The sequence below is a fragment of the Pseudoalteromonas sp. RWi3 genome (genome assembly GCF_054960735.1).
In genome coordinates this window covers 1-217 of record NZ_JBHNYL010000062.1, presented here as the reverse complement: position 1 = coordinate 217, position 217 = coordinate 1, and the positions used below count along the sequence as shown (strand labels likewise).

1 protein-coding gene is annotated in these 217 nt (G+C 40.6%); it reads left to right on the top strand.

Annotated features, from left to right (window positions below; translation table 11 throughout):
- A partial coding sequence (locus tag ACFI4Z_RS19140; RefSeq protein ID WP_462671901.1) for a transposase occupies positions 1-217 on the top strand: 217 nt, incomplete at both ends.

The window sequence follows — 217 nt, the reverse complement described above, 5'->3', positions numbered from 1 at the left end:
ACTGTCGGTCATTTCTAACCTTTCATTAATACGCTGTGCTCAACAGCAAATCAACGCAATAGAGAGTGCTATTTTACAACAAACATCGCTCTCCCCTGAGTTTATAAACCTAACCAGTATCGATGGGATTGGGAATACGTTAGCACTGACCATTATGTTAGAAACAGGCACTATTAAACGTTTTGATAGCCCAGGTAATTTCTCCTCCTATTGTCGC